General features: G+C 39.4%; 16 protein-coding genes and 1 pseudogene. 1 reads left to right on the top strand and 16 read right to left on the bottom strand.

Translation table 11 applies throughout. From position 1 onward, the window contains the following. Positions 1–13: 13 nt before the first annotated feature. The 14 genes from ACN076_RS04210 to ACN076_RS04145 form a co-directional block, all read right to left on the bottom strand. The gene (locus tag ACN076_RS04210; protein ID WP_420790199.1) at positions 14–1,705 is read right to left on the bottom strand and encodes a cache domain-containing sensor histidine kinase; all 1,692 of its coding nucleotides are present in this window, start codon (positions 1,703–1,705) and stop codon (positions 14–16) included. Next, positions 1,702–2,439 carry a response regulator transcription factor gene (locus ACN076_RS04205; protein ID WP_420790198.1) on the bottom strand — a complete coding sequence of 246 codons (738 nt, stop codon included), beginning with the start codon at positions 2,437–2,439 and terminating at the stop codon, positions 1,702–1,704. The genes ACN076_RS04210 and ACN076_RS04205 overlap by 4 nt, the downstream gene beginning before the upstream one ends. A gap of 70 nt (positions 2,440–2,509) precedes the next feature. Further along, positions 2,510–3,622 (bottom strand): peptide-methionine (R)-S-oxide reductase MsrB, encoded by a 1,113-nt coding sequence (msrB, locus tag ACN076_RS04200; RefSeq protein WP_265472147.1) that lies wholly within the window; start codon positions 3,620–3,622, stop codon positions 2,510–2,512. 9 nt (positions 3,623–3,631) lie between these two features. Then, on the bottom strand, positions 3,632–4,195 hold the full coding sequence (locus ACN076_RS04195) for a redoxin family protein (RefSeq protein ID WP_045607294.1): 564 nt from the start codon (positions 4,193–4,195) through the stop codon (positions 3,632–3,634). 13 nt (positions 4,196–4,208) lie between these two features. After that, on the bottom strand, positions 4,209–4,919 hold the full coding sequence (gene ccdA2 / locus ACN076_RS04190) for a thiol-disulfide oxidoreductase-associated membrane protein CcdA2 (RefSeq protein WP_420790197.1): 711 nt from the start codon (positions 4,917–4,919) through the stop codon (positions 4,209–4,211). Positions 4,920–5,237: 318 nt separating this feature from the next. Further along, complete coding sequence (locus ACN076_RS04185) at positions 5,238–6,113, bottom strand: Rpn family recombination-promoting nuclease/putative transposase (protein WP_173278143.1); 876 nt, start codon at positions 6,111–6,113, stop codon at positions 5,238–5,240. 237 nt (positions 6,114–6,350) lie between these two features. Beyond that, positions 6,351–6,902, bottom strand: coding sequence for a GNAT family N-acetyltransferase (locus ACN076_RS04180; protein WP_173278141.1), 552 nt, complete (start codon positions 6,900–6,902; stop codon positions 6,351–6,353). 399 nt (positions 6,903–7,301) lie between these two features. Continuing rightward, positions 7,302–8,126, bottom strand: a complete 825-nt coding sequence (nadE, locus tag ACN076_RS04175) for an ammonia-dependent NAD(+) synthetase (RefSeq protein ID WP_173278139.1) — start codon at positions 8,124–8,126, stop codon at positions 7,302–7,304. After that, positions 8,123–9,583: a nicotinate phosphoribosyltransferase gene (locus tag ACN076_RS04170; RefSeq protein WP_420790196.1), complete on the bottom strand. Its 1,461-nt coding sequence runs from the start codon at positions 9,581–9,583 to the stop codon at positions 8,123–8,125. The genes nadE and ACN076_RS04170 overlap by 4 nt, the downstream gene beginning before the upstream one ends. Before the next feature lie 115 nt (positions 9,584–9,698). Continuing rightward, the gene (locus ACN076_RS04165) at positions 9,699–10,187 is read right to left on the bottom strand and encodes a DUF6773 family protein (RefSeq protein WP_420790195.1); all 489 of its coding nucleotides are present in this window, start codon (positions 10,185–10,187) and stop codon (positions 9,699–9,701) included. Further along, a complete protein-coding gene (locus tag ACN076_RS04160) occupies positions 10,177–10,386 on the bottom strand; it encodes a helix-turn-helix transcriptional regulator (protein WP_001107500.1) in 210 nt (69 codons plus the stop codon). The genes ACN076_RS04165 and ACN076_RS04160 overlap by 11 nt, the downstream gene beginning before the upstream one ends. Before the next feature lie 378 nt (positions 10,387–10,764). After that, positions 10,765–11,493 carry an ABC transporter permease gene (locus ACN076_RS04155; protein WP_023943220.1) on the bottom strand — a complete coding sequence of 243 codons (729 nt, stop codon included), beginning with the start codon at positions 11,491–11,493 and terminating at the stop codon, positions 10,765–10,767. A gap of 15 nt (positions 11,494–11,508) precedes the next feature. Beyond that, positions 11,509–12,354 (bottom strand): ABC transporter ATP-binding protein, encoded by an 846-nt coding sequence (locus ACN076_RS04150; RefSeq protein WP_420790194.1) that lies wholly within the window; start codon positions 12,352–12,354, stop codon positions 11,509–11,511. 382 nt (positions 12,355–12,736) lie between these two features. After that, positions 12,737–13,147, bottom strand: coding sequence for a GNAT family N-acetyltransferase (locus ACN076_RS04145; RefSeq protein WP_023943224.1), 411 nt, complete (start codon positions 13,145–13,147; stop codon positions 12,737–12,739). A gap of 90 nt (positions 13,148–13,237) precedes the next feature. Between ACN076_RS04145 and ACN076_RS04140 the strand changes: the two are divergent. Continuing rightward, positions 13,238–13,375, top strand: a pseudogene (locus tag ACN076_RS04140) (IS630 family transposase); the annotation flags it as partial. Positions 13,376–13,701: 326 nt separating this feature from the next. Here ACN076_RS04140 and ACN076_RS04135 read toward each other — a convergent pair. Together ACN076_RS04135 and ACN076_RS04130 are read right to left on the bottom strand one after the other, a co-directional pair. Further along, complete coding sequence (locus tag ACN076_RS04135) at positions 13,702–20,979, bottom strand: putative Ig domain-containing protein (protein WP_420790193.1); 7,278 nt, start codon at positions 20,977–20,979, stop codon at positions 13,702–13,704. Between the two features lie 2 nt (positions 20,980–20,981). Beyond that, complete coding sequence (locus ACN076_RS04130) at positions 20,982–21,545, bottom strand: DivIVA domain-containing protein (protein WP_000247238.1); 564 nt, start codon at positions 21,543–21,545, stop codon at positions 20,982–20,984. Positions 21,546–21,558: the final 13 nt, after the last annotated feature.

Here is a 21,558-nt window from a genome sequence, read left to right as displayed (position 1 = left end):
AATTGACTGGGAGTTAGTTAGTTTCTATTCTATTTATGTATATTTCAACTGTCGTACCCTTTAAAGGGGCAGAATCGATCTTCATCTGGTAATTGGCTCCAAAATAAAGTTTGAGCCTTTGGTCAACATTTTGCAGACCGACTCCCCCACGTTTGAGTTGACTTTGACTACTATCGCCAGCAACTTGGAAGCCAACGCCATCATCCTCAATACGGATGACTAGTCCTGAATCCTGTTTCTGAACAGAAACTCTAATATGTCCCTGACCTTCCTTTTCCTTAATGCCATGGTAAAGGGCATTTTCTACCAAGGGTTGTAACACCAGCTTGGGCAAGACTAGCTTATCAAAGTCAGGATTTTCAGCAATCTCGTATTCCAGCTTATCTCCATAGCGTTGTTTCTGGATAAAGAGATACTGGCGGACATGGTTGATTTCGTCAGACAGGTAAATCAAGTCCTTGCCTTGATTGAGCGCCAAGCGGAAGTAGGTCGCCAAGGACTTGGTCACCTGAACCACCCTCTGACTGTCCTGAAATTCAGCCATCCAAATGATGGTATCCAAGGTATTATAGAGGAAATGCGGATTAATCTGGCTGGACAGTGCTTGAAGTTGGTACTGACGGGTTGTTTCTTCCTGCCTGCGAATATCCGCCATCAGCTGATCAATCTGATCTAACATGGCATTGAACTGACGAGTCACTTCTCTCAGTTCATAGGCACCAGTTTCCTTGGCACGAAGATTCTGATTACCAGAAGCAATCTCCAGCATGGTATCTCTCAAATCCTTCAAAGGAGCAATCCAGCGCTTGAGACTGAACCACACCAAGCAGAGACAGGCAAGAAGAGATGTGACACTAGCACCAAGCAAGGTCCACATGAGTTGATTCCGAAGCTGGTCTAACTTCTCCAACGAAGACACACCAAGCACCGTCCAATCAGTTCCAGCAATCTTTTCTTGACTGACATAGGATCGGTGGTCTGGAGTGTAACCCTGCCCTGTCTCAATATAGGGTTTCATGGTCTCCATTTCGCTAGACGAACTATAAACTGTATGTTGAGGATGATAAACAAATTCATGGTTTTCATTGATAATAAAGGCAAAGCCCTGCTGACCCAACTGAAGCCGGTTAAGATAGGCTTCCAGAGTTTCGTAGGAAATATCCAAACGAAGCACGCCAAGATTGGCTCCCTTGGCATCAACAAGTTCTTGAGTGACAGAAATGACCCATTGACTATCTGATTTGCGAGCTGGAGTCAAAACGGGCATGGCTCCCTGATGAATGGCCTTTTGGTACCAATCCTCAGCCATCATATCAGAGGAAGTTTTCATCTGCACACTATCATCTGTAGAAATGACCTGACCTGATTTGGTGACCAGTACAACAGCTTTCAAATCTTGGTCTGCCTTTAAGATGGTCAAAAACAGATTTCGGATTCCCTTGACCTTGTCTTGACTGGGATTCTCAGCATAGGCTAGGACATCCTTCTGCTGGGTCAAACTGGTCGAGGTGGTTTCTAATTTTTTGATATAAGACTGGATAAAGTGGCTAGTCTGGCTGATAGTCGTTTGACTATTGCCCTCAATGCTAGCCTCAATGACCGAGGAACTAGATTGATAATAGAAAGTCCCGACCAGAGCTAGGAGAGTGAGAAAGACCAGAAAGATGGAAATAACCATTCTGACTAGGAGAGAAGAACGCTTCATCGACCTTCCCCCTTCTTAAACTGACGAGGTGTCACACCTGCAATCTGCTTAAAGCGTTGGGTAAAATAATTCATATCTTCAAAGCCAACCTTTTCAGCTATCTCATAAATCTTTAAATCTGTGGTTAGAAGCAAGAGCTTGGCTTGTTTAACACGTTCTCTCACCAGATAATCCTGAAAAGGCAGACCCAACTCTTTCTTAATCAAGGAGCTCAGATAAGTAGGGCTAAAGCCCAAGTCACTGGCCAAAGACTTTAAACTAAATTGGCTATCAGCCAGATGAGACTGGATTTTCTGAGCAATATTTCCCTCAAACTTATCAGTCAATAAATCTTGTAACTGCTCTTCTTTCTCTTCCTTGTCCAACTTTTGCTTGATTTTCCCCAACATTTCCTCAATATCCTGACGAGAAAAGGGCTTGAGCAGGTAGTCATCCACACCTAGTTTGACGGCAGACAAGGCATAATCAAAATCATCGTAGCCTGTCAAAAAAACTAGATGAACCTGAGGATAGGTTTCTCGGACCAGACTGGCTAACTGAATGCCATTTAACTGAGGCATGTTGATATCGGTTAGAATGATATCTGGAACTTGTTGTTGAATCAATTCCCAAGCCTGCCTTCCATTTTCAGCCTGACCGATGATTTCCATATCGTAGGCTGCTACATTAACCAGTTTGGTCAAGCCTTGTCTTACCAGATATTCATCTTCTACGATTAAGATTGTATAGGTCATGCTTCTCTCCTTTGCCACTTACTAGTATCAGTATAGCAAAATTCTCCTCTAACTGCTTAGGAAAGCCCTCTTAATCGACATAATCTAGTAAATAAGCGTAGCCTTTTTCTTCCATTTGGTCTTTGGGAATAAAGCGGATAGAAAGGCTATTGATACAGTAGCGCAAGCCACCCTTGTCCTGTGGTCCATCCGTAAAGACATGGCCAAGGTGAGAATCTCCAACTCGGCTCCGCACTTCCATGCGTGTCATATTGTAGGACTTATCTTCCTTGTAGGTAGCAACATCTGGACTGATTGGTTGGGTAAAACTAGGCCAGCCACAACCAGACTCAAACTTGTCCTTTGATGAAAAGAGAGGTTCGCCAGTTGCTACATCCACATAGATACCGGATTCAAATTTATCCCAGTAGCGGTTTGAAAAAGCCCGTTCTGTTTGATTTTTCTGGGTAACTGCATACTCCTCAGGTGACAAGGCCTTTTTCAATTCCTCATCACTTGGTTTGGGGTATTTGCTGGCATCGATGACGGGATAGGCCGCCTGATTGACATTGATATGGCAGTAGCCATTTGGATTTTTCTTGAGATAGTCTTGGTGGTAATCCTCAGCCACTACAAAATTTTTCAAGGTCTCCTTTTCAACTGCTAGAGGTTGATCGTATTTCTTAGCCACCTCATCAAAGACTTGGTTAATCACCTCTAAATCCTTGTCATCTGTGTAATAAACACCAGTACGGTACTGGGTTCCCACATCATTTCCTTGTTTATTTTTGCTGGTTGGATTGATAATGCGGAAATAGTGAAGCAGGATTTCCTTGAGGGAAATTTGCTTGGCATCATAAGTAACATGAACAGTCTCCGCATGGCCTGTTTGGTTAATCAATTCGTACTTGGTTGTTTCCCCTCTACCATTTGCATAGCCTGATACGGCATCTGTCACTCCAGGCACGCGTGAGAAGTATTCCTCAACTCCCCAGAAACAACCTCCAGCCAGATAAATTTCGTGCAAGTCTGCATCTTTACTCACTTCTGTTTTTTTCACTGTTTTTCCTCCTTGGCTAACTGATGCTTTCTCAATTTGTGAGCTATCTGTCTGCCCTGCATTTCTCATCAATAGAAAATAGAAACCACTTATGGCTAGGAAAAAGATTCCTGCCAAGACAAACAATTTTACTTTATCATTCATGACCTTTCTCTACCCCATTTCTTTCAATGTTTTTAAAATCATATCCTTATCCATAAAACCTGGTTGCGTTTTGACCAGCTTTCCTTCCTTGTCTATAAAGGCTTGAGTTGGGTAAGAACGGACACCATAACTTTCCAAAAGTTTTCCTGATGGGTCAATTAGAACTGGGAAATTTTTATAATCCAAGCCCTTGTACCAGTTCTTAAAGTCTGCTTCTGCTTGTTCCCCCTTGTGTCCTGGTGACACTACCGTCAAGACCACATAGTCGTCTCCAGCATCCTTAGCGATTTCATCCGTATCTGGAAGACTGGCTAGACAGATGGAACACCAAGAAGCCCAGAATTTGAGATAGACTTTCTTGCCCTTATAATCAGATAAACGGTAAGTCTTGCCATCTACTCCCGTCAGTTCGAAATCAGCAACCGCCTGACCTTTAGTCGCAGTTTGTGAGCTGACTTGTTCTGTTTTTGTTTGCTCCTTCATAGTAGCTTCGTCTGACATATTTTTAGCCGAACAGGCTGCCAAGCAACAGATTGAGCCGACTCCAAGGAGACATGTTTGCCATTTTTTCATTTCTCTTTCCTCTCTATTCAAATAATGTAGTCAAAATGGAAGCATTTCCCAAAAGCACCAAGATTCCCATCACGATAATGAGGAAACCACCTACTTTTTTGAGGGTTCCAAGGTAGGGATGAAGTTTTCGGAAATGTTTCAAAACATAGCTGGAGGCAAGAGCTAGAACCAAGAATGGTAGTGCCAAACCCAGCGTATAGATTAACATGAGACCAGCTCCCTGCCAAGCACCTGAACCACCTGAAGCCGCCAAGGCTAAAACAGGGCCAAGAACTGGTCCCACACATGGAGTCCAAGCAAAACTAAAGGTCAAGCCCAGTAAAAATGCCTGACTATAGCCCTTACCCTTTTGCCCCTGTCTCTGTAATTGTAACCTTCTTTCCTTGTATAGTCCCTGAAAATGTAAGACTTCCATCTGGTGCAAGCCCAAGAGAATGATAACCGCACCCGTCACATACTGAAACCAAGAGGCATACAAAAGGTCTCCTAAAAAACCAGCACCATATCCCAGTAAGATAAAGATAAAAGAAATACCCGCTATAAAGGCCAGAGTTCGCAATAAACTAACAACTGAGATTGAATATTTTCCACTAGAAGCCTGAGAACCACCTTTGTCATCCAGTAAGACCCCTGCATAGACCGGTAACAAGGGTAAAATACAAGGAGAAAAGAAGGAAAGAATTCCAGCAAGAAAAACACTGATAAAAAAGATAATCGTATCCATTGTCTTCCTCCATTCTTTGGTTCGATAGGACTATTATAGCCCCAAAACTCCAGAAAAAACAGGGACAATGATAGGGAAAAATAGGAATTTAATCAGGTAATACTTCAAAGAAATCAAAAAAACATGAGTAAAAGGGTAAGCTATCTTACGTTTTCGAGCCAACATCTAGTAAACTAAAAAACAGATTCTTCCATCTACCGCGGAAAAATCTGTCATTGATTTATTGATTTACAAAAACTCCAACCACGCTTTGCGAACCTCGTCTTTGCTGGTTTCTCTGTATTTTTTAGTTCCAAGAATGCCATTATTGTGAAGTTCTTACAATAGTGCCTCAAACTCAGCGACGGTCATGCCTAATTGCGCACTCGCAACCTCTGCTGTTAAAAGATGCTGGCGAACAAGATTTACTAACCCTTTTTTTAGTCCCTGTTCAATACCTTCTGCCCTAGCTGTTTCCAAGGCATAGTCCTGCGCTAACAAGGCTTGTTCTTCGCGTCTGCGTTGTTCACTAAACATTTTCCTGTCCTCCTCGGACCAGCTCTTATAGTCCAGCAGTTGGTCTGCCTGGCTGATGGCTCGCTCGGGTTCTTGGGTAAAGGGCTTGTTACCGAAAAACTCCAACCACGGCTTGCGAACCTCGTCTTTGCTGGTTTCTCTGTATTTTTTTAATTCCAAGAATGCCATCTTGACTAGATGGTTTTCCTGACCATTGTTGGTAATGGTTAAAACTTCACCTGTCGTGTCCTCTCGCATACTGAAGCTATGAAAAGCCAAATCATCTGAAAAATAATTACTATCTACAATAGCTATTGCGTAAACAGGTGCAATATGCTTGTAACTCTGGTGTGTATCACCTTCACATTGGCGAATTTTTTCAAGATTTTGATTAACCTGACTGCACAGATAAGCCCACAAACGATTAATGAAAAAATTCTGATGATGAACTTGGATTTCGATAATAACCTGTGTTCCATTGTCCAACTCTGCTAAGACGTCTATACTGGTATAGAAATCCTGCGCCGAGTACGGCAGGGAAGGTAAGACATGAATGTTACTTCCCTCCAAAATAGTCACATTTTTTGCTGGTAAGTCCAGCATATCGCGAATAAATTGACAAGTGATTTCTGGATTGCTAAAGATTTTTTTAGCTACCAAATCATTAGTTGGGCTGATGCCCGGATGTCTGAGAATCATCCTTTTCCTCCTTTTATTATACCACAGTTTTATACTCAATGAAAATCAAAGAGCAAACTAGGAAACTAGCCGCAGGCTGTACTTGAGTACGGCAAGGCGACGTTGACGTTGTTTGAATTTGATTTTCGAAGAGTATTAAATCTAGTTTTACTAGATTCACTGACTCTATCTATTTATTCGGAAAAGAAAGGATAAATGAAAAAAATAAGAACAGCGGATAAGCAATAAATTTTAAGCTTAACAGTCTTCCCTACTTACCTGGTAATAAATAAGATCAGCAAGATAGACTTTTCTCTCTACACCATTGGTAATAGTCTTGAGATAGGACATTCCAGCCTTCTCCATAACACGACCTGAAGCTGGATTGAGACTAGCATATCGTGCTCTAACATTTTGAAAACCTGCTTGAGTAAAACAAAAGTCCAATACAGCTTTCAAGGCCTCTGTCATCATACCATGACCCCAGTATTTCTTGCCTAGCACATAGCCAATTTCACAACTTGAATCATCCTCATCTATCTTAACGATACTGATATCTCCTATCACTTGCTCTGGGTTTTCTTTGAGACAAATAGCCCATTTGTAATAGTTGGGATTTGTATAGGAGGCAACCCAGTTACGAATCGAGTTTCGAGTCACCTCGACATCAGGATGAGGTTCCCAGGTGACATAGGTCAGATTATCAGCGGATGAAGCCCAATTCTGAAACATGGCTTCTGCATCACTTTCCAAAAATCTTCGCAAGATTAAACGATCTGTCTGTAATATTTGCGTACCGATTGCTTTCATGACGCTACCTCGCTTTCTGATAGATGATTCTCTGCCCAATCTCCATTGAAACTTGTTTTGCCTTTGAATCTCAAGGTAATACGCTAAAAAGGTCCCCCGGACCTTCCTCGCTTACCTGTTTCCATGCTCGGGGTAAAAGGACTAAACTCAGCAACAGCTAGAAAACGAGTTTTTTGTTTAATCCCTTGACGCAGTCGCTGTCTGGTTTGAAATGCGCTCTAGCAAGCTTTTTCAAACCTAGTCATCGTTGCGGGGGTGAGACGACGAAATCGAACTCTGTGAGTTACCGTACCTTCTCTCACTTTCTTATTTCAAGGTGAGAGGCTGAAAACCTCCACTGAAGGTTATTCCTGCTCTCGAGTTTCAGGGCAAGAAGCTAAAAAGGTCCCCCGGACCTTTTTACTCCCAAAAGTCATCAAATACGGTGATGGGTAGGTGGCGTTTGTGTTGGCCTTTGTGCCACCAGTTTTCGATAGTCGCTTGAGCTTCTGGGCTGATTGTTTTGCCTTCTAGGTAGTCGTCAATCTCTTCATAAGTGACTCCGAGGGCTACTTCATCAGCTAGACCTGGTTTGTCTTCTTCTAGGTCCGCTGTTGGGATTTTTTCATAAAGGGCTGGGTCTGCACCAAGTTCCTGCAAGAGTTGTTTTCCTTGGCGCTTATTGAGGCGGTAAAGAGGGAGAATATCCGCACCACCATCACCAAACTTGGTAAAGAAACCTGTGATATTTTCCGCGGCGTGGTCTGTTCCAATGACCGCTCCGCTATGGGAACCAGCAAGGGCATACTGAGCAATCATACGGCAACGAGCCTTGATATTGCCCTTGTTAAAATCTGAAACAGGACTACCTGTCGCATCAACTGCAGCTGTCATGGCATCTGCAGACTCCTTAATATTCACCACTAAACTGACATCTGGCTGGATAAAGGCTAGGGCTTTTTGAGCATCTGCTTCATCAGCTTGCACTCCATATGGCAGGCGAACAGCGATAAATTTGTAGCTGTCGTCTCCCGTTTCTGATCGCAGCTCTTCCATAGCTAGTTGGGCCAATCGACCTGCTAAGGTTGAATCTTGTCCTCCAGAAATCCCTAGTACAAAGGTTTTTAGGAAGGGATGTTTTTTCAGGTATCTTTTTAAGAAATCAATGGAACGGCGGATTTCTTCCTGGGCATCAATCACTGGTTTCACGCCCAGTTCTTGGATAATCGTTTCTTGCAAACTCATTCTTCTTCTCCTTCACCAAGAGCTTCCTTGCGCATCTTATCAATCAAGTCCATCTTGTCTTGCCATACATCACGCGCCAAATCCACTGGATAATGCTGCGGATTGAGCACGCGCTTGTACTCATCCCAAAGCTTGTCAAATTCCTTACGAGCATAATCCTGAATCTCAGTCAAACTAGGCAAGTTGTAAATCAGTTTCCCATCTTTAAAGATATCCACCAAGAGAGGAACGGCATCAAAATTACGAACGGTCTTCTTGATGTAGGTATAGGTCGGATGGAACATCTTGATTTCTGTCATGTCGCTCACATCCACACCGTCATAAGTGATATAATCGCCTTCTGACTTGCCTTTTTCACGACTGGTAATGCGCCACACCTGCTTCTTACCTGGCGTCGACACTTTTTCCGCATTATTAGACAGCTTGATGGTATTACGCATCTTGCCATTTTCATCTTCGATTGCAACAATCTTGTAAACTGCACCAAGAGCTGGCTGGTCATAGGCTGTAATCAGCTTGGTTCCCACGCCCCAGACATCAATCTTGGCCTTTTGCATCTTAAGGTTGAGGATGGTATTTTCATCAAGGTCATTTGATGCATAAATCTTAGCATCAGTAAATCCTGCCTCGTCCAGTTGTTGACGAACTTTTTTAGAAATATAGGCAATGTCTCCAGAGTCAATGCGGACACCCATAAAGTTAATCTGATCCCCCAACTCACGCGCCACCTGAATGGCAGCTGGCACACCAATGCGAAGGGTATCATAGGTATCCACAAGAAAGACACAATTTTTGTGGGTCGCAGCATAAGCCTTAAAGGCCTCATAGTCGTTACCATAAACCTGTACCAAGGCATGGGCATGAGTTCCCAAGACAGGAATGTCAAAGAGTTTACCCGCACGCACATTGCTGGTTCCATTGGCACCACCAATTACCGCTGCGCGTGTTCCCCAGATAGCCGCATCCATCTCTTGAGCCCGACGTGTCCCAAACTCCATCAAAGGCTCATCTTCAATGACTGAACGAATACGAGCTGCCTTAGTCGCCACCAAGGTCTGGTAGTTGACGATGTTCAAAAGAGCTGTTTCAACCAACTGACATTGGGCTAGAGGGCCTTCCACCTGTACAATCGGTTCATTTGCAAAGACCAAGTCCCCTTCTTGGGCAGAACGAACGGTCAACTCCAACTTGAAATTGCGGAGATAGTCTAAGAATGCCCCATGATAGCCAAGCGACTCTAAGTAGTCGATATCACTATCTGAAAAGCGCAAATCTTCAAGATACTTCACAATCCTTTCCAAACCAGCAAAAACCGCATAGCCATTATTGAACGGTTGCTGACGGAAATAGACCTCAAAAACCGCTTTTTTATTGTGAATCCCTTGGTCAAAGTAAACCTGCATCATGTTAATCTGGTACAAGTCCGTGTGCAATGTTAAACTATCATCTGGATACATACTTTTCCTACTTCCTTAGCTAGAAACTCATGAAAATTTTCAAGAATTTTCACATATTCCAATAAATTAGTACTATTATATCACATTTTGGCTGGATTGAGAAAAGAGTAACAAGCTATTCTCCACTCTCCAGTTCATCCATATCTTGTTCAAACTTTTTCTGAGCCCATTCTCCATAACTTTTAAGGCCGAGATTACCGATAAAAACCCAAGGAAGATAAATCAGATAAGTAATGACCCAAGCAGATAAGTATTTAACGTTCAAAGGATTGTGCTGATAAATTTCTATGTTGAATTGATAATTCTGTAACATCAAAAGAGCCGTAATAGCCAAGGTTAGGGAAAAACAACCTAAAATCGTAAAATGAAAACGACTATAGTAGGTCACTCCCAGATAACGGGCACGATTGAAAAAGAAGAAAATTCCTACTATCAGAGTATAGACTAGAAAATTCGGATTAAAAAGAGATGGAGCCAATACAGCCACCAAATAGCTTAGAAGCACAAGCCCAATGAAGAGGGAAAAGGATTCTGCCCCAGCTTTATTGATTAGTTGTTCTTCTCTTTCGTCAAGTAATTGATAATGAATGAATTTATTTACCATCTTCTTCCTCCCAAAATAGTTGGTCTAGGGTTTTTCCTAAACATCTGCAAATGGACTGGCAAAGCGAGAGACTGGGATTGTATTTTCCCGCCTCTATCAAACCAATAGTCTGGCGCGTCACCCCCACAGCCTCCGCCAGTTGACCTTGTGTTAAATCAAGCTCAACACGAGCTAATTTTAATTTTAAATTTTTAGCCACCTGCGTCCTCCTTATAGTTTTAATACTCATCTACTCTTAAAAAATCCAAAACCAACACAAGCTGTCAGCTATTTATTATAACCTCATTAATTAGCACTCCAATATTATCTTCAGCCTAAAATCAGTATGTTGGATTGTTTGAAATAAACTTCCTAGTTTGCTATTTGATTTTTTGTTTAGTATTAGCTTTAGTAGGGTCTTTTAAACGAGTTTTGATTGCTTATATTTCTTATTTAGTTGATTTCATATCACTATTATATAATGCTTTTGGAAATGAGTCTAGCATAAGACAAAAACGTGTACACAACAAGAGCAGGAGCATAGCAAGATGACTGATTTTTGCTGGATTTTAAGTCTGCAAAATAATACTAAATGAAACTAAAATGAATACTTCTTGCTTTTCTTGAGAGTGAAAAAGTACAATAAAATGATTGTAGTGATTACCACAAGATACTGACTAATAGACATCGTATTTGAAGCAACAAATACAGGTAAGGAATAAAAAGGAAGAAGTTCAATTGCTTTGATAAACAAATCATTACTAGTATTCATCATAATCGTATTTAATATATTAGGGACAAAGAGTAGTAAAGCTACTAAAATACCAAATACCAAGCCACTTTTCAATTTGTATAAATAGAAAATGTAAGATAATAGAAAATAAAATAGGACTAACAAAATTGTATTGACTACAATGACTGCTATAAAATCTAATCCTAAATCACCTGGAACACCCAATTTACTTACGATGACTAGTAGCACAATGCCATTCAAAGCATAAATAATGGAAACTGAGATGGCATATAGAAAATTAGACAAGACATAAATCATCCGATTTTTCTGTTGATTATAAAACAAACTTACCGTATTGTGGGAAAAATCTCTACTAATGACTCGGTTAGCATGTATAACAGCCATTAACATACCGAGCATAGCATAAAAGTTTGAAATATGCTTAATACCAAGCGATGTCCCTTGAGTATTTAGAATAAAGAATGTAACCAATATCGGCGGTATAAACGAGATAAGCAAACCGAGATATATTACGCCTGATGAATATAAATCTCTTATATTTTCCTTAAGAAAATTCAATTTATTTAATTTCATGATTATAACCTTCCTTTATTTTGAACGATTTAGATAAATATCTTTAAGCGTTTCTTTTTTAGTTTCAAAATCAACTACTTTAATAGAGTTTTCGTTAAAAAATTTAAAAAGCTCACTACTTTGAATATTCCCAGACATAGTAATTCTCAGTCCCTCTTCCTGAACAATATCCCCAAATTCTTGTTTGGTAATGAAAATGTCTCTATCTGTAGCTGATGAAAAAGCTATCTCAAACAAGCAATTATGACTATCTTTTCCTACTTTTTGAAATGTCAAAAGCCCGTTCTCCAAGAAAAGAACCCTCTCACAAATTTCTTCAATATCTTCTAATTTATGACTCGATATTAAAATTCCAACATTTTCATGTAAAGCTAAATTTTTTAGAACCGCTAAAACTATTTGTGATGATTCAATATCTAAACCATTAGTCGGTTCATCTAAAATCAATATATCAGGTTCCGTAACAAGAGTTAGAAGCAAAGATAATTTTTGTTTTGTACCCAAAGAATAGGTCTTTACTTTTTTATTAATAGACTGAGTCGAATCTAACTCTTGGATCAAACTTCCAAATCTTTCTTGATTGTAGTCAACACCATATAAGTTTGACAAATATTTTAAATTCTCTAAACCTGTTTTAGATAAAAATAATTTTGGTTCTTCGATTAAATACCCAACATTATCACTACTTATAATATTCCCTGAAGTCGGTTGATTATTCTGAACAAGAATTTTCATCAACGTACTCTTACCAACTCCGTTTCTCCCTACTAGACCAACAATTTCACCCTTGTTAAGTGCGAAATTTATATCTTTGAGAATGGTTGAATGACCATAATGCTTACTTACATTTATAACTTCCATTTTTTATTCCTCCATTAATATTCTTGGTTTTCTCTTTGATTCTCATTAATTTTAAAAAGTTGCGCCTCTTTTTAACAACATTATATCATATATCTAACTTAATGCAATATATAAATGTCATTTTGTAAAATTTTATTAACAAAAAACTCTCTACCATAAAAAATAGAGAGTGTTAAGTTTAAATATAGGGTTTCAAAATATCGACGACATCACTTCTTTTCTTAACCTGATAAGACTTGATTCCCAATTTCTCAGCTGCAATTGTATTGTCCTCAATATCACCTAGAAAGACACAATGTGTAGGATTTAACTGGTATTTATCGAGAATCTACTTCATACTTATGTCAAGCCCCCCTCTTTGATTTATGCTTTCATATTCTCCTTACAAATCCTTTTGGTAATAATATCTTTGCCCAATGTAGGGATAGTCTTGTAACCTAAAGACTTCCTTGTAGCCATGCCTTTTATAAAAATCAGGAGCTTGAAACTGGTAGGTATTGACAAAAGCAAAACGACAGTTTCGATTCTTAGCTTCAGTTTCTGCTTGCTGCAATAGCTTTGAACCGATTCCTTGCCTTCTCAGTTCCTCTTTTACAAATAAATACTCGATTTCTAGCCAATTTCCAAAAGTCTCTGCTATCAAACCTGCCAGGAGATTGCCCTTTTCATCTTCGACATAAAGATTAAGTGGCTCACTTTCAGCCTCTTCTCTTTTGGAACGATTATAAGCACGAATCAGATTCCCAATTTCTTGCGCCTTCTGGGAATCCTCATTTTCCAATTTAAAGTACATCTAAACCTCCTTGAAAACTGATACAGCTTGATTATAAATTTATTACAAGGATTTAGAAGTTGCGGTGCACTATTCTAGATTCAATATACTATACCTCTTCCTCCCTACTCACCTGAGTACAATCCTATTTAAAAAACATGGGCTCATATCAAAAAGCACCTCAAAAAGGTATTACCAAGTTGCAATACTTTTTTTGAGGCTCTTTTGTCTTGTTATTTTTTCAATTGACTATAAAATCTCCAATTTAATTGCTCGTCATTTTGTAAAGAGACTAAGAGGAACTGTATTAAACGAATTATAATCTGTATAAATAACCTTAATGTTCCATTATTAGATGTACACCGTAAAATACCTGCATAACAAATATAAAATATTAATCGTTATGCAGGAAACCTATCTATCCAATCAAGTAAGAAATAATCAGTAGGATATGTTCCAAAACTTCAAATCGCTTGTATATCAAATATCATGAGACGCTTACAAAAGTTTAAATAACATAATTTTTAACTATATTTTCAGCTACAATATTCCTCTGCTAATCTTACACATTATATTTAATCTTCTTTTCTTCGACCTACATATAGGCTCAATAGAATACCGCTACCTAAAAGAACAGATATATAATCAGATTGACTTCCAGTTTCTGGTAATTTTTCCCCATGGTTTTCTTTAACTGGAGTTGCTACTACTGGGTTAGCATTTACTGGAGTTGCTGGTTGACCCGGTGTTGGTACTACTGGTGGTTCTGGTTTAACCGGTACTTCTGGTGTTGGAACAACTGGAGTTGGAACAACTGGAGTTGGTTGTACTGGCACATTTGGTGTTGGTTGCGCTGGTACTGTTGGAATATCTAATTTTGGTACCTCTTGTACTTCTGGCATTCCTGGTACTCCACCATTGAATTCTGGCAATTCATGAACTTCTGGCATTCCTGGCACACCACCGTTGAATTCTGGCAATTCATGAACTGGTGGTTCTGGCATTGCAAATGTTGGTCCTTCTGGCACATTTGGTGTTGGAGGAACTGGTTTGTCATTTGATGGTGTTACTGGTTTGTCTTGGCATCCACATTTATCATCTTTGCCATCCTTACCGTCTTTGCCATCACGTCCATCACGACCATCTTTACCGTCTTTAACAACTATTTTTGTCACAGTTCCGTCAGAATTGATGATTGTGATTGTATGACTACCATCTCCATTATCTTCAACAGAAACTTTTGGTGATTTACCATCTTTACCGTCTTTAATCACCATTTCTGTCTTACTTCCATCAGGATTAATAATTGTAACAACGTGAGTTCCATCGTTATTATTTTTAACAGTTACAGTTGGTGAAACGCCATCTTTGCCATCTTTGATAATAGATTTGTATTCACGACCATCAGAATCAACGATTGTTAAGGTGTGAGTTCCGTCTCCGTTATCAACGATGTTCGCTTTTGGTGATTTACCATCAAAAATTGTAGTTGTCGTTTCTTTACCATCAGTTCCTGTCACCTTAATAGTGTGCGAACCGTTGTTGTTATCAATCACTTCAAGTTTTGGTGCTTTACCATCACGAACTGTAGTTGTTGTAGTTGTACCGTCTGAGTTCACAACTGTAATCGTGTGAGTGCCATCTCCGTTATCCACAACCTTAGCAGTTGGTGATTTACCGTCACGAACTGTAGTTTCAGAAACAGTACCATTACCGTTTTCTATACGAATTGTGTAAGTACCATCATGGTTGTCAGTAACAGTCGCTACTGGTGATTTACCATCTTTAATGATTGTCTCAGTAATAGTTCCATCACCATTTAGAACTGAAATCTTATGAGTTCCATTTTGTTCGTCAGTTATAGTAACTTTTGGTGATTTACCATCACGAACTGTGATTTCAGTTGTCACACCTTCTGGATTTGTAATAACGATTGTATGACTTCCGTCTCCATTGTCACGAACAGATGCGGTTGGAGTACGTCCATCAACACCGTCACGTCCATTCTTAACAACAAACTCATTCTTAGTTCCGTCTGGGTTAGTGATTGTTACTGTGTGGCTTCCATCTGGGTTTTCAGTAGTTGTTGCTGTTGCAGCTTTACCATCTTTGATGATAGCATTGGTAACATTGCCGTCTCCATCTGTAACTTTAACAGTATGAGTTCCATCTCCGTTATCCGTTACTTCAACTTTTGGAGTCTTACCGTCTTTACCGTTTTTAACAACTGTTTCTTTAGTTGTTCCATCTGGATTTGTTACAGTAATTGTATGGCTTCCATCTGGATTTTCTGTTGTTGTGATATTGGCAGTTTTACCGTCTTTACCATCTTTGATAATAGCATTCGTAACATTGCCATCTTCATCCGTAACTTTAAAAGTATGAGTTCCATCATTGTTATCAGTCACTTCAACTTTTGGAGTCTTACCGTCTTTACCGTTTTTAACAACTGTTTCTTTTGTTGTTCCGTCTGGATTTGTTACAGTAATTGTATGGCTTCCATCTGGATTATCTGTTGTTGTAATAGTAGCAGTTTTACCGTCTTTGCCATCTTTGACTTTAGTAGTTGATTCAGAGCCATCTCCATTGCGTACTGTAATAGAGTATGTGCCATCTCCATTATCTGTCATCGTTACAACTGGTGATTTACCATCTGCTCCGTTTGCTCCTGTTTCACCTTTATCACCTTTTGTAATTTTAGGAACCACAGTTGCTGTAACTAATGGACTAGTAGCTTTATTTGGTTCAGTTTGTGTTACAAAAATATTATCACCTTTCACCACGGCTTTGTCTAAAGTAACTGACCATGTTCCCTCCGAAACTGTAGCTGTTTTAACGGTACTATCTGGAAGGGTAACACTAATAGTAGAATCTGTTATCCCTGTTCCTGTAATCGTTGTAACACCTTCGATAATGGCATCTACCATCGCTTCCTTGGATACAACTAATCCCGATTGAGGAACAACAGTGGCACTGATGTCATTACTAATCGTTTTGTTTACTTCTTTTTGTCGAGCAGAAATACTTTGTCCTTTTACAAGAGGTGCTGGCGTATCTACCATCCATGTTCCATCCTCTACCACTAAAGCTGTTTTCTCAACTCCATCTGGAAGCGTAACGGTAACCGTAGCTCCTGCAACACCGCTTCCTTTAATTACATTAGAACCTTCTTTCGCATCTGTAATAATAGGAATCTTAGAAATAACTTCTACTACATTCAAGACAAAGGTTTCTCTAGCTTCACCACTACCTAATAGATCATCATTTCGCGCAATAAAAGTAAAAGTTATAGTACCCGTTCGCGTAGGAGTCCCACTAATGGTGTGTGTGCTGGCGTCATAGGTCAATCCATAAAACATCTTTAAGAATGCATCAATGTACGATTCCTCCATACCTCTTTCACTAGCATGATTAATATATCCACTACTGCCAAAAGAATCAAGTAATGCATCACTACCGTAAATCTTTGCATGATCATTTAGTTCTATCGTTGAGGGTTCCATAGGAGTCCCTACTTGGATGGTTTGATGATTGTGGGGAATCCTAATAGTAGCTGGAAGTGGATCTACCTGAATAGTCACTGTAGCTTTTCTTTCATTACCACGTATACCACTTGGGTTAGCAACCATTGTAATTGTAAAGGTTCCAGCTTGAGTAGGCGTTCCTTCAATCACCTTCTTATCGCTATTGTAAATAATCCCCTGAGGAAGAGTCCCGCTTTCTACACTAACCTCTATCCCATCTGGTACACTCACCGCCACTGGAGCAATCGCTGACATAACAGTCGTATGTCGTTCCTGATTATCCATAAAGTTAAATTCCTTAGCAGTCACCGTCAATGGAATCGTTAATTCATTTCTAACACCACCAGCAACTCCTGTGAAATTTTTGTCTAAGAATGTTGACAAATAGATTATGTGTTTCCCCACGACTGTAGGTATTCCCGTAATCTTGCCTGTTGACGCATCATAGCTTAAACCAATATCAGATAGAGAACCAAAATAACTATAATCACGTTCCTTCACCAGTACATTTAGTTGTAAGGTAGAATGTGGTTCCTTGGTGACTGTAATAGTCGGAATAGAATCCTTGGCTGTTACTTCAACAGATGACCTATCTGCCTCTAAAATCGGTGTTAACGGTTCTACACGAAGAGTTACCTGCCTTCTTGTAACTTGACCTCCAAGTGCCTGTGGCATAACCGCCCGAATATTAAATTCATAGGTACCTACCCCTTCTGTTGGATTTCCTATAATTTGATGATTGGATGCATCATATCTCACTCCAGACGGAGCATTCTCTAAATCAATTGTTGCACGTTCATCAAAATCCGATACCGTAATTGGAATCATCTCTTTATCTGCAGCAAATGTCTGGTTTTCATTGTTAATACTAAGAGCTGATGTTATAGGAGTAACTTCAATATTAATTGTCTTCCAAATAGTTCTGCGAACGTTGATATCTGCATAGTTATACGGCATTTCGGTCTGAACTAAAATTTGATAAACATATCCCTCGTAGGACATTGCACTTGGAATTCCTGTAATAGTTCCTGTATGTGTCGACTCATCATACGAATAACTCAAACCAGCTGGTAAAGAATTTGAATCGACTGTCAGTTTTGAATGCGAATCATGCTTGATTGTAATAGGTGGAATCTCTGTTCCAATCGATGCTAGGAGACGTGTTTCATTAGAAGTATAAGCATCTGTTGCTTGAGTTCCTGATCCGATTGTCAAGCTCGGACTTAGCCCTGTTACGTTAATGGTATAGGTAGTAGTTGTAGTACGAACAAGCCCATTTGAACCTCTTCTACTAATTGTTGCAATGAGCTCATAGCGACCAACTGCAGTCGGTATCCCTGTAATTTTAGTCCCATCATTACTAATTTTTAGACCAGAATTAGAAAAATTATAGGAATCATTCGCACGATAAGTTACCACTGCATCGTCAGGTACCTCTTGCAATCCAAGAGCAGATACCTTGGATAAGACCGAAACTTCTGTGTTTTCTGGAGGAACGACAAATTCCTTCGGCTTCACAGTTAGACGCACAACAGTCGACTTAACAACATCTCCCTTAACAGCAAGTACTGGAACTTCATACTGCCCTTCATAAAGACCTTTCCCTATAATTTTATTATCAACAAATCGTGTCCCTTTTGGAAGTTTTGTCTTATCAACTTTAATGGTCACACCTTCACTTGGAGTCGTTGTGATGACCATTTCTTTCCAATCTTCACCCTCGGAAATTGTTTGATCTGTATTAGTAACATTAACCGCTAAATCGTCTACTGTATTAGATTCTATCACATAATAAAAATCGGTAAAGGTTTCATGTTTTTTCCCTTCGTCATCTGTAAATGTCACATAAACACGCGCCTTTTGTTGTGACGACGTGTGCTTCAAACCGTAAATAGAAATAGTAGAGTCATTAGGGTTCCCTTCAAAAAAGGCATAACCGCCACTTGATTCCACACGAATTCCTGTTATTTTGGAGTTGTTTTCCATAGAAACTGGAATAGGGGTTGGAACTGTTCCCTCATGCCAATGCTGGTTTGGAATCGGATTAATAGCGTCTACTATCTCAAACTCAAATGTCCGCGGAGCACCAGTCTGATAGTGACCATCATAGGCATTCACTGAAAAAGAATATTTTCCCTTCGCAACTTTAATACCTGATTTTTTGACAACATAGGCTTCTGTCGGATGTCCTTCCGTAACCTTTCCAGGAACTGCCCTCAACTCAACCCCTGCTGGAAAACTATCTGCTTTTATATAGGCATTATCTTTATTGAGAGTTACTTTTCCTAAGATTTGTTCTTCATCAGAAATCGGAAGCGTAACCTTATCAGTAGATTTATCTACATACTCTTCATTAGGTTCAAAAAGAGCATCTGCATTGGTTAACGCATAAGTACGATTATCTGAAGCGTTGGAGTCTGAGCGTTCACTAGAAATAGAATTTTCATAAGTTGTAAAATTCAATGTAATCGTTTTGACTAAGTTCAAGCTATCAGTCATTTGAAATTTCACTGAATAGTTACCTGCTGTTTTAGGCAATTTCGTAAATTGAAGATAATATGGAGTTTTATCCAAGATACCATACATGTTATCTTTCAACAATCCACTTGACAAATCATACCCTGGCATTGTTTGGAAATCTACAGTATTACTGTAAACTCCCTTATCTGGAGCCTTGTCTTTCCTTAAGTCCACCAACTTAACTTCTACTCCATCTGAAGCGGATAACAACCGAAAATCTGTAATAGATAATCCTTGTTTATTATTATTAGCATAATCTGTAGAACGATCCATTAGAGCAAAGATTGGAATCATGGCATAATAACGTTTCGTATCTGCGGTAGCATTTTCAACAGTTTGATTACTAGAATCCATAAAATAACCAAAGGGAGTCGTTGGCATTCTGATTCCATCAATCGTGATGTCTATTTTTGGTCCAGAAGAATCTTTATATAGATCATTCAAATTACTTACTCCTTTATAAATAACCGGAGAAGTTCGAGAAGGATCTGTTATGCTACCATCATATGTAAACTCAGTCCTATCATCTCTATTATTGGGAAAATAAGACAAAGGATTGTCTCTCCCTGAAGTTGCTAACACCATAAATCCAAAGTGAGTTGTTGTCGTAATATTTATAAATCCAGCTACTTTCACTTCAGGATGTGAACGGGATTGGAATCCAACTTCATATTTTCCTCCCATTTCTCTTGTTGGCGTAAGGGTAGCAGTTAACCAGCCACCTTCCAAGTCTAAATTAAAGCCTAAATCCTTTGCCCCTTGGGTCATTTCCAAGTCAGAAGCGTCAATGTTTGAAAAACCAACTTTATACTTTATTTCATAAGTATGCTGAGCATTTCCAGCAAGAGTAATACTTTCTTCACCTAATTTGCCCGGAGTTATCTTTTCTAGTGTTAAGTATGGTTGCCCAGTAACGGCAGGGGAAGGATACTCTACTTTCCTCTTTTGCCTCACCTTTCCCTTATCAGAGTTATGGAGTTTAAAAATAACCTTTACAGGAACCCCTTCTGATAAGGTGATAGTTTGATGGCTTGTTGCATTATCAGAGATACTCCATCCCTTGAGGGATTCATTTCCATCAATGGAAGCTTGAACAGTCACTTCCTTTTTCACAACTGCTTCAAAGGTAGAAACCGTTTCTTCCTTGTCCTCACTATCTAGGACAAGCCCCGTCTTTTCATCAACGTATTCAACTGTATACTTAAGCGTGACAGTACGGTCTGTAGCTTCTGATTTCCCAAATCCCTCTACTTCGTAGACAAAAACATTGTCCTCCCCTTCAACAATTTCTTTTGTAAAGGTTGTTGGATTACCATCTGGAACATAGTAACTTTCTAATTGACTATCATTTGCTAGCTCTCCACCAATTTCTGTAACGATAACTTTTGCTTTTGCTTCAGTAGTTTCTACCGTCTTCGTCTTCGTTACCTCATGAACTACTTGATGAGATTTGCGATCTACATAGCGTACTTTATAGACAATACTTACTGCTCTTTTAGGAGTTGTAAGTTCTTCACTTGCTCTTATTCCTGTTTCTACCCCTGAAGCAGCTGTTTCAGTCGCATTTTCTTCTGGATGAGACGATGTAACAATAAGATGATTTGTTTCAATATCTCGGGTACTTGATTCACTACTCTCCGCCCTATCCAATGGCTTCAAATCAGGAATAGAAGCACTTTCTTCTGCTTGTACAGGAGACATCAGTACCCCCATTAAAACAGCCGGACCCACTAATCCAATCAAAGCCGAATTAGCTCCATATGCCTTATACTTACGGATTGAAAAGATTTCCTTATGTTCTTTTTTCACTACTAGTTCTCCTTTTCTATTTTTTCTACTTTAATACAATTTGATTTATTAAGGCGCGGGAGAAAGATAACCTGTTTTGAATTCTCACAAACATCTTCTGTTCGAGTAATATCTATTTCTATTTGTTCTTTTATTCGAGCAAAGTCCTCGGTCTCCGAGTTTTCAAAAGCATCTTTATATCGTCTCAAAGTGTCTTGCAATTCTTTAGATAACTCCTCTTTCTGCGCAACAACTCTATTTTTGATTCCGTTTAAAATTTCCATCGATTGATGAAAACGTGCAAATTCATCTGATATTGTTTTGTTAGCATTATATAGCAACTCCGTTGCTTCTTGCTTAGCCTCTTCCACTAAACGTTTTGACAATTGTTTCGCATCAATAATAACCTCAGAAATAAGCTCCTCTTGAGAGCGAAATCCATGTAGTTGAACATTCAACTCTTCAATCATTTGTGCTTTCCCTTCAAGTTCTTGTTTGAGGCGTTCTTTATCCCCCTCTAAACTGCTAATCACATCATCAACTTCCTTTTTGTTATATCCAAAAAGACTTCTTCTTATATTCACCATATTTATTTCCTCT

The sequence above is a fragment of the Streptococcus sp. K0074 genome, assembly GCF_048843365.1.
Lineage (GTDB): Bacteria > Bacillota > Bacilli > Lactobacillales > Streptococcaceae > Streptococcus > Streptococcus mitis_BM.
The sequence above is the reverse complement of the archived record's forward strand: the minus strand, read 5'-3'. Positions and strand labels throughout refer to the sequence as shown.